Source organism: Amycolatopsis sp. (genome assembly GCF_035276945.1).
Taxonomy (GTDB): domain Bacteria; phylum Actinomycetota; class Actinomycetes; order Mycobacteriales; family Pseudonocardiaceae; genus Amycolatopsis_E.
The window spans coordinates 38,613-47,470 of sequence record NZ_DATELF010000089.1; the positions used below are offsets into that span (position 1 = coordinate 38,613).

Genomic DNA, 8,858 nt, shown 5'->3' on the forward strand with positions numbered 1-8,858 from the left:
TGCGGTACCTTCCTCACCACAAAGGCCTTTCTTGTCCGGGCTGCGTTGAGGTCGCAAACCCAGACAGGATAAGGCCTTTGCCCTACTCAGAGCCGATCCGACACGACCGACACACCTGCTCAAGGACAAGTCGAGAGGCTGGGTCGCCACCCGGTATTTCGGCAAGTTCAACAAGTCCAGACAGGATCGGTGGGTGTTCGGCGACCGCGACAGTGGCGCCTACCTCACGAAGTTCGCCTGGGCGAAGATCGTCCGGCATTTCCCGGTGCAGGGCGGATCGTCCCCGGACGACCCGCACCTCGCCGGCTACTGGGCCGAACGGCGACGCAAGCGGAAGGCCCCGCCGGTGGATGAGCACACCGCCCGGCTCTTGCGAGCTCAGGGCGGACGTTGTCCGGCCTGCGGGGAACTGCTGCTGCACGCCGACCACGAACCACGTACTCCGCGAGAATGGGAACAGTGGTTCATGACTGTCCGGCGAGTGCTGCGTAAGCAATACATCGTCGAACACGTCGACGGCCAGGATCGGACGTTCTACCGGCTCCCGCACGCGCACCGCCAACGGCGGGTGCTCGCCGAAGCGGCAGTGCACCAGCGATGACGCGAAGGCAGAAGCCCCGTCGCCCATGGGGCTTGCTTGAGCCGTGGTGCCTGGAAAGCGGGCACGCCCGGTTCTGAGGGGAGCGGGCGCAGCAATGCGTCCCGCTTACCCCACGCTTCAACATCCGATCGATCCGGCCGGTGTTGCCGGGCCCCGGCGCGCTCGCGCGTAGTAGAACGCCAGGATTGCGCAAATGAGCAGGGGGACGAGGACCATGCGGTTGAGTCCGGCCCAGCCGAACGCGTCGAGCAGGGCGCCGGCGGAGAACGCGCCGATGGCCGAGCAGGTCATGGTCGTCAGTTCCGCGCCGGCTTGTGCCCTGGTGCGTCCGTGCGTGTCGTACGAGTTGGCAATAAACGTGGTGCCCGATACGTACAGGAAGTTCCAGCCAACGCCGACCGCGAGTAGCGCCACCATGAAGTTAACCTCCGAGGTACCCACGATGTCGATGACGGCGCCCACGGCGGACAGCGCGATACCCGAGCACAACACGGCCATGGCACCCAGCCTGCTGATGATCCAGCCGGAAAAAAACGCTGGCGCGAACATGCCGAGCAGGTGCCATTGCACGATGAGCGCGCCCTGGACGCCCGTGTGGTCGTGTTCGACTGCTGCCAGTGGCGCCGCGGTCATCAGTTCCATCATCACCAGGTAGCCCAGTGCGGTGCCGCCTACGCCGACGAGGAATGCCGGCCGGCGCACGATGTCGGCCAGTCGCCGCGGCGCCGCGGCGGTCATGGCGGGAGTGCGGTCGGGTTCGGGTTGCGCGGTGACGGGTGATTCGCCGCGCCACGTCACAAGGACCAGTGTCGACGCCAGTGCCAGGATGCTCACCAGCAAATAGGATCCGACGTAGGCCGTGGGGAAGACGTCCCTGGCGGCGGCGGCCAGGAGCGGTCCGATGATCGCTGCGATAGTCCCGCCGGCCAGCACGGCGGAGATGGCCCGGCTTCGGTCCTGCGCCCGGACACTGTCGGCCGCCGCATACCGGTAGTAGTTCGCGAACGCCTGGTAGATACCCACGGCAAGGGTACCCACAGCGAACAGCGGGAAGAGGTGCAGCCAGATGGCGACAGCCGACAGCGCGCCGCCGACGGCCGCCGCCGACGCGCCGAGCCGGAACGCGACCCGGTAGCCCCACTTCTTGACGCACCACGACGCCGGCGCGCTCATCACGGCGGCGCCCAGGGTGATCGCGGCGAAAGGGAGCGTCGCCAGCGCAGGCGTCGGGGCGAGTTCGTAGCCGACCAAGCCGGTCAGGGTCAGGTCGACGCTGATGCCGCACTGGAACAGAGCTTGAGCCGCGCTCAGCGGCACCATCCGGAGGACGCGCAGGGGTGGCGCCGACATCGAGGTGTCATCAACGTTGGCCCGATCCAAGAATCACTCCTTCACGCACCGAACAACGAGCTGGGTGATCACAAGTCGCGAAGGCGCAGCACCGCGGCCCTCGAAGTCTCGAGCCTGCTGTCCTGCTTGGCCACGGCCCGCGCCGTGACCTGCGCGACCACGTCGGCGGACGCGAGGTGCGGCTGTCCCGCGGTGTACGGCGGCGCCGGGTCGTACTCCACCGCCAACTGCACGGCCTGGGCCTCCTGCTCGCCGAACAACTCGCCCAGCACCACCAGCGCGAAGTCCATGCCCGCCGTCACGCCGGCACCGGTAATCCGGTTGCGGTCCACGACAACCCGCTGCCGCTGTGGCACCGCGCCGAACAGCGCGAGCTGGTCGTGCGACATCCAGTGCGTGGTCGCCCGGTATCCCCGCAGCAGACCGGCCGCGCCCAGTAGCAGTGCGCCGGTGCACACTGACGTGACGTACCGGGCCGTAGCGGCCTGTCGCCGGACGAACCCCAGCGTTTTCTCATCCGTCATCAACGCGATCTGTCCAACCCCGCCCGGGACGCAGAGCACATCCAGCTCAGGCGTGTCCGCGAAGGATGTCGTCGGGACGATGCGCCACCCGCCGGAGGTGCGCACCGGGGTGATCGTCTTCCCCACCAGGTGCACGTCGACGTGCGACGATCCGGCGAAGATCTCAGCCGGTCCGATGACGTCGAGGGCGTTCACCTCCGGATAGACGAGGAGCCCGACCCGCACCTTCTCGAGTTGTCCACTTGCTGTCATGCTCATTGAGCCTTTCCGGGTAACGGTCGGAGGCTGTGGGTGGTCATGGGTGGGGCCGGAAGTGCGAATCAGGTCGCTCGCGATCACGGTGGCGCCGATCGAGACGCAAACGCTTACGCGGAAAAGGCTCACTATCCCAACGGGCCGACCACGAGCATCGTGGTGAGCACGAAGTCCACGTGCCCGTCGCCACTATGCCTGTCGAAGATGTCGTTCGCGGCGGCGGCGATCTCGTCGTGCCCATCCGTGCCAACGGGCGGGACATAGGAGACCGACCACAGGTTGCCCAGGAACGTGTCCCGATCCCAGCGTACCGTGTTGTCGACCGCGCTCTCCAGCGTCCAGCTTGGGAAGAATGCCTTGGCGCCCTCGCGCAGGTTGGCCCATTTCGCCTTCATCCGCTCGTAGTCGGGCGCGTGTTCGAGCAGCATCGCGCGATAGTCACGCATGAATTCCGTGGCGGTGAACTGCCTCGTGTTCCAGACGATGGCGACAAGGCAGTTCGGGCGGCCAATCCGGCGGAACTCGCGCAACGCCGCCACCGGCTCCAGCCAGTGGAAGGCCTGGGCGACCGCGATGAGATCCAGACCACTGGCGGTGAGTCGGGTGTCCTCGCCGGTGCCCTCGACGACGGTCAATGTCGGCGGTGCGCCGTCCAGGATCTCGCCGCGCATGGCGGGGTTCGGTTCGACGGCCACCGTTGCGTACCCGCTTTCCGCCAGCGCCCTGGACAGGATGCCGGTGCCCGCCGCCACGTCCGCCACATCCGCCGGCGGCGGCACCAAGCGCCGGAGCATGTCCAAAATGGCCTGGGGATATGACGGGCGGTACCTGGCGTAGTAGCTGGCTCGGTCGCTGAACAGTTTCGTGCTGGCGAATTCCTCTGTCGACATGGTTGCTGGTGTGCTCCTAGCTCATATTCACAAGGTCGATCTTCCGCAGGAGTTCCGTGGCCTCCTGCCAGGACAGGTCCGTGAAGAACAGTGGCCGCGGTTCCGTGCCGGACAGTGCGGCCGTGACCAGGGTGTGGCCATCAGGCACCGACATCCTGGGCAGGAAACGCAAGCACCTGCCGTCCCGCGCGACCAGTGCGACCACATGCTGCGGCAGGAAGCTCCCGTGCTGGCTGCCCAGCAGGCTGAGCACCGGAACCTGGGGTTGGTCAGCCTTTTCCATGACCGTGAGCCGAAGCACGCCTGGTGCTTGTCCGTGTGGCCCGGCGTCGCGCCGGGTGATCTGGCTCAGAAGCGCGTATTTGGCCGCCGAGTCCCGTACCGTCATCGCCATCCAGCTGACCGAGTCGGCGAAGGCCGCCCGATCGATCAAGTGGTCGCACACCTCACCAATGGTTTCCGGGTTCACCAGCGCGACGCACAGGTGGCGCACCAGCAAGGCACGATTGGCCGGAGACAGCTTTGCCCACCGTGCCTTCAGCACATTGGGCGGTCGTCGGCCGTGTGGCGCCTCGACGGCGTCCAGTACGTGTGCCCAGTCGATCGCGAACTGCATGAATCGCAGCTCCGACTGAGTCGGTGAAGGCCAGAACGCCCGGTCGATGGCGGCTAACCGCTCGCACAGCCCGTCGGGGTCGTCGAAGGCGTCCTTTGCGATGGTGATCAGGCCACCGTGACCGAGTCGGGTGGCGATCGCCGCGCGTTGTTCGTTGTAGGCTTCGTCGGCTTCCGGCCGGGTGAACAGGGCATCGTAGAAGCGGCGACCGCCGGGCACGATCCGCAGCCTCACCGGCTGGTCGAGCAGTAGTTGGGTGGCCCGTGTCATGGTGGCGAGCCGGGCAATGGCCACAATCTCGGCCAGGTCGGCGTCGCAACCCTCGGTCTTCAGGCCCCCGACCGGTCGTTTCGCCTGGCCCCAGCCGAGTTCGTACACCAGGCCGTCGCCGTGATCCATCGCGGCGACGACGCTGCGCTGTATCGTGGTCGCGTCCACGTAGCCGGCGTTTCCGGCCACCTTGCCGTCCCGGAACAGTTCGGCGACTGCCGCCGCTCTTCGGTACCACAGGTCGTCCACGCGCTCATACACCCGCAGCCCCGCCAGCAGATCGACACCTTGCCGGGCACGCTGGGCCAACCGCACCGCGGAACGCTCGATTCTGGCGCCGACGTCGGACGCCAGCCTGTCCAAATCCGCCGCGGGAATCGTTGTGGTGAACGTGCTCGGACACGGTGGACAGCCAAGACGCGCGACCGTCTCCCACACGACGCTTGAACTATAAGTCAGCAACACAGTCACTGAGAATCTCCAAAGGTGCACGGCCGGTGGAGCTCACGTAGCAAATCGGCTGCTGGTCGACCGCCATGGCCTGAATGAGGGTGGGAATTCCTTCCCGGCCCGCCGAACTGGCCGGCCCGTCGAACAGCACGGGAGTGTCACCACCGCTTTCATGCTGGAGCCGATACGAAAAGGTAATCTTGTTTCCTTTCGACGAATGGGTGATCCCGCCCACGGAGTGCTGAGCCGTGACACCCGTGTACTCCGAGCGGGTTGGTCGAATCTGGATCTCCCCGGATTTTCCGTGGATCGTCATTTTGACGCCGGCCGGATTGATCAGTGACCACACGTCCAGTTCTCGGTCCACAAGTGAGATCGCCACGTAGCGGATAGCGGCCTGCCATGCTTCCGTGCGCAACTCGACATCGCGGGCGACGTCAACCAGTGAACTCGTTCCCGACGGGGCCGAGCGTAGATCAACGAAAACATTCCCGATATACGTCAGGTACTGGCAGGCGGCCTCGTCCTCCCCGCGGACAACCCGTTCAGTCAGTTCGTCGGTCTGATACGACACTGTTGATGCGATGGATCGGAAGGTATATGCGAGTTGGGCGCCCTCCGGCGACATTTCGCCAATGGCCGCCAGACTCGATTTTGGATCGTATGGATCGAAATACCGGCCGTAAGTCGCCGCCATCTGGGCACAATACTCCTCGTAGCGGGATTCCCTCCGCCAGGTGTCGTCCACGCCCAGCGCGGACGACAGGGCGTCCTCGTAGTCGACGATCTTCACCAAGTCGCCGATGCCGAGCTGGTCGGACCAGAACCGCAGGCCGTCCTGATACCACTGCACCCGCGACATGGCTGTTCGACACGCACGACGATACTTCATGCCGTCCGCGAAGATCAAGAATTCGACTTCCTCATCGTATACCCACGATAGCATCGCGGCCAGTTCGTGGCAGCGCAGCAGCGACGCGATCTCGGCGAGGTCGGGATACGGGCCGCGGTTCTTGACCGGAGACACGGGCTTTCGCGAAAAAAGCGGCAAACCGATCCGCAATCGCGCCCTTGACTCCCGCAGGGAGCGCAGATGGCAATGCAGACTCGCGCGGGACCGGAACTGTTCCCGTGGCCTGGTCAGCTGGCGGTCGAAGAATATCTCGGTCGCCAGCTCGGCAGGGCCGAGCTCGCCGGCCTGGTACGTGTCGACGTGGGTGCGGGCGCGTTTCGCGGCGGCGGTCAGCCGGGCCGCAACACGTTCGCTGGAGAAGCGGCGCAGTAACGGGATGAACGTGTCCATCCAGAATTCCGGCGACACACTTTGTGCCGTTCCACGAAACTCCGCCTGCGTGTAGAGATGAGCACCGGGTTTTCCGGCCAGTTCGACGGCCCGATGGCCATCGGAGATCAAATGGAACGAGTTGTCCGCGCGTGCGGCAGCAACGTACTGTTTCCCCATGACCGCCGAGCTCACCTACTTTCACATGTGACCACCATTACTGTGGCCCCGGTCGTTGTTCATTGGCAGGAGTGCCGGTCAGGGTGCGTTTGGCAACGAATTGCCGCACCTATTCCACTTCCGCACGAATGATCTTATGTCAGGCCGGTTGAGCGCCACCAGCATTGCCAGGGGCGACCAGGCCGCGCGTCCGCCGATCGAGCTGCTCCCGGATCCACAGCGAGCCCACGGTAACCTTGGTGAGCAGCTCGAGCGGCGGCCGCCAGATCCCGGCCGCGCAGGATGATGTTGACGTACTGGTCGCCAAGGACCTGCCACCGGACCTGATCGCCGGCGTGGTGGCGTTCTGACGTTCCACGAACGATGATTTCCCGCTAGCAGGGCAGCCGCACTTGATGTTGTCGTGGTGTGCGGGTTTGTCGGCGGAGTCGGGCTCGGTGGTGGTACCAGCCGTGCGCGGGCTTGGTGGCGTCGCCACCACCACCAGATCCAGTGCAGGTGGTGGGTTTCGGGCTGGTGTCGGCGGGTGATCAGGGTGAACAGTCGTTTGATCTCGGCTACGGTGAGCGCGGTCAGGCCGGGGTCGGCGGGTGGCTCGTCATCCGCGGTGGCAGGCAGGACCTGTGTTGGTGTGCGGGTTTTGGCACGGGCGGCGGTGATTGCGCAGACGGCGAGGGCGGCCATAGTCAGCACGATGTGCCGCAAGAGTGCGGTGTGGAGCCGGATCTGGGAGTGATCGAGTCCGAAATGGTCTTTGCTGAACTCAAGATCCTCCTCGACGGGCCATCGCAGACCGGTGATCCGGACCAGGGTCATCATCTGGATCGGCCTGTCTTCGGGGATGTGGCAGTAGTGGTAGGCGAGTTCGCCGGTGGTCAGGTGTTTGCGGATCAGCAGGAAGTGGCGAGGACTGGTGGTGGAGATCCGTGCCCAGGCGTAGACGAGTTCGCCTTTCGAGCCGGCCGCCGAGTAAGTCGGCCACGAGGCGGCCCGCGGATACCGCTTCACCAGGTGATCGGCCCGGATCCTCAGGCCGGACGCCATTTCGGCGCGGAAGGTGCACTCCACCCACAGCATGTACCCCACCTCGTGTTCTTCGAGAAAGGCAAGCAGTCGCCCGGCGCGGCCATACACTTCGTCCCCACCGGCCCCAGGCGGCAGCGTGCCGTCGGCAACCATGTCGGTAAGGATCTCTTGCGCCAGTTGGGTTTGGTGCGAACCTCGACGTCATCAGCGATACCCGGCGCGGCCCGGCGCTCGTCATCGCCGCACTGATCGACCGGCAGGTAGATGCGGGCACCGACAAGAGCATGTCCATCCTGAGTGGCATACGTGCAGTACACGGTGTTCACACCATTGGCGATCCGCCCCGCACAGCCCAGGTACTGCCGCTGCACCCCAGCCGTGGCCGCGCCGGTCTTTTCCTGTTCGGACTCATCCAGCGCCACCACCAGCCGCGTTCCCGCGCCAAGGTGCTCGGCCACGAAACCGCGGATCATCGCCATCGCGGCCTCGTGATCCCAGACCGCGTGGTCGAGCAGCCGCTGTGTGCGATCCGGCGTGGCATCCCCGGCATGCTCGGCGATCGAACAGCCATCCTGGCGTGGGAGATCACTCATCAACGCCGCCACATACTTTCCCGCTTGCGCAAACGGCTCGGCCCGCGCAAAACACGGCGCCGACCGCTCATGCGGCATGGCCAGATTCGACACCGCCAGCTCCCCCCTCTACCATGGCGGCCGCAGCCGCCTCGTGATTTTCTTGACTCACAACCTGATCATCGCGAAACGGCGGCCTCCGTGATCAACAGGGTCCGCCAACCCTCACCGGCCACAACAGTCAAGTGCGGCTGCCCTACTTGTCCTCAAGTAACCGTATCGGCGCTTATTTGAGGACTAGTTGAGTTATGCTGTTGTTTACGCCGACCCGCGTCCGCGGCAGTGGGCGAGGCGGAGCCGGCACTTTGCCGACATCGCGGGCGACCATCTCGGCCACCGCAGCGTGACCGGAAAACCCGTGCAGATCGCGCCAGACGAGCGACATGCGTCCCTGGCCGAGTTCGACCCGAATTTCTGACCTCCCAATACACGGAGGGTTATTCGTGTGCCCAGCAGGCAGGAGGTTGACCGTGTGGTGGCCATCTAGCCCGAGTTTCCGGCTTTGGCCGCCCGCATTCGACATTACCGCAGATCAGCGGCCACTTTTCATGATCGTGAGTGTATTACCCACCGCCGCCATCCGTCGCCATCGCGTACCCGCAGGTTATCGGTTCGAGTTGTCCGCGATCTGGTGGCACGAGGCAGGGCTGGGGCAAGGTCGGTTTTCGGTTCCGTGACCTGTTGAGATGTGTTGTGACACACCGTTGTTTCGGTGTTGTGGGGTGGGCACGGCAGGGCGGTTGATCATGGGGGTTGCCTACGCCTGAATGACCTGGAGCCTT

At 65.1% G+C, this 8,858-nt stretch carries 7 protein-coding genes and 1 pseudogene; 2 read left to right on the forward strand and 6 right to left on the reverse strand.

Annotated features, from left to right (window positions below; genetic code table 11):
- Nucleotides 1–193: 193 nt before the first annotated feature.
- Nucleotides 194–601, forward strand: a complete 408-nt coding sequence (locus VJT49_RS15185) for a hypothetical protein (RefSeq protein ID WP_324165454.1) — start codon at nt 194–196, stop codon at nt 599–601.
- 117 nt (nt 602–718) lie between these two features.
- Here VJT49_RS15185 and VJT49_RS15190 read toward each other — a convergent pair whose 3' ends face one another.
- From VJT49_RS15190 to VJT49_RS35595, 6 genes and pseudogenes are all read right to left on the reverse strand, one after another.
- Complete coding sequence (locus VJT49_RS15190) at nt 719–1,981, reverse strand: MFS transporter (protein WP_324165455.1); 1,263 nt, start codon at nt 1,979–1,981, stop codon at nt 719–721.
- Nucleotides 1,982–2,019: 38 nt separating this feature from the next.
- Nucleotides 2,020–2,733, reverse strand: a complete 714-nt coding sequence (locus tag VJT49_RS15195; protein ID WP_324165456.1) for a DJ-1/PfpI family protein — start codon at nt 2,731–2,733, stop codon at nt 2,020–2,022.
- A gap of 125 nt (nt 2,734–2,858) precedes the next feature.
- A complete protein-coding gene (locus VJT49_RS15200) occupies nt 2,859–3,620 on the reverse strand; it encodes a class I SAM-dependent methyltransferase (RefSeq protein WP_324165457.1) in 762 nt (253 codons plus the stop codon).
- A gap of 16 nt (nt 3,621–3,636) precedes the next feature.
- Nucleotides 3,637–4,977 carry a hypothetical protein gene (locus VJT49_RS15205; protein ID WP_324165458.1) on the reverse strand — a complete coding sequence of 447 codons (1,341 nt, stop codon included), beginning with the start codon at nt 4,975–4,977 and terminating at the stop codon, nt 3,637–3,639.
- Nucleotides 4,955–6,433 carry an L-tyrosine/L-tryptophan isonitrile synthase family protein gene (locus tag VJT49_RS15210; RefSeq protein ID WP_324165459.1) on the reverse strand — a complete coding sequence of 493 codons (1,479 nt, stop codon included), beginning with the start codon at nt 6,431–6,433 and terminating at the stop codon, nt 4,955–4,957. The genes VJT49_RS15205 and VJT49_RS15210 overlap by 23 nt, the downstream gene beginning before the upstream one ends.
- A gap of 359 nt (nt 6,434–6,792) precedes the next feature.
- Nucleotides 6,793–8,188, reverse strand: a pseudogene (locus tag VJT49_RS35595) (IS701 family transposase).
- Nucleotides 8,189–8,317: 129 nt separating this feature from the next.
- On the opposite strand from VJT49_RS35595, the gene VJT49_RS15225 reads away from it, so the two are divergent.
- Entirely contained in the window at nt 8,318–8,494 is a 177-nt protein-coding gene (locus tag VJT49_RS15225) for a hypothetical protein (RefSeq protein ID WP_324165462.1), read from the forward strand.
- Nucleotides 8,495–8,858: the final 364 nt, after the last annotated feature.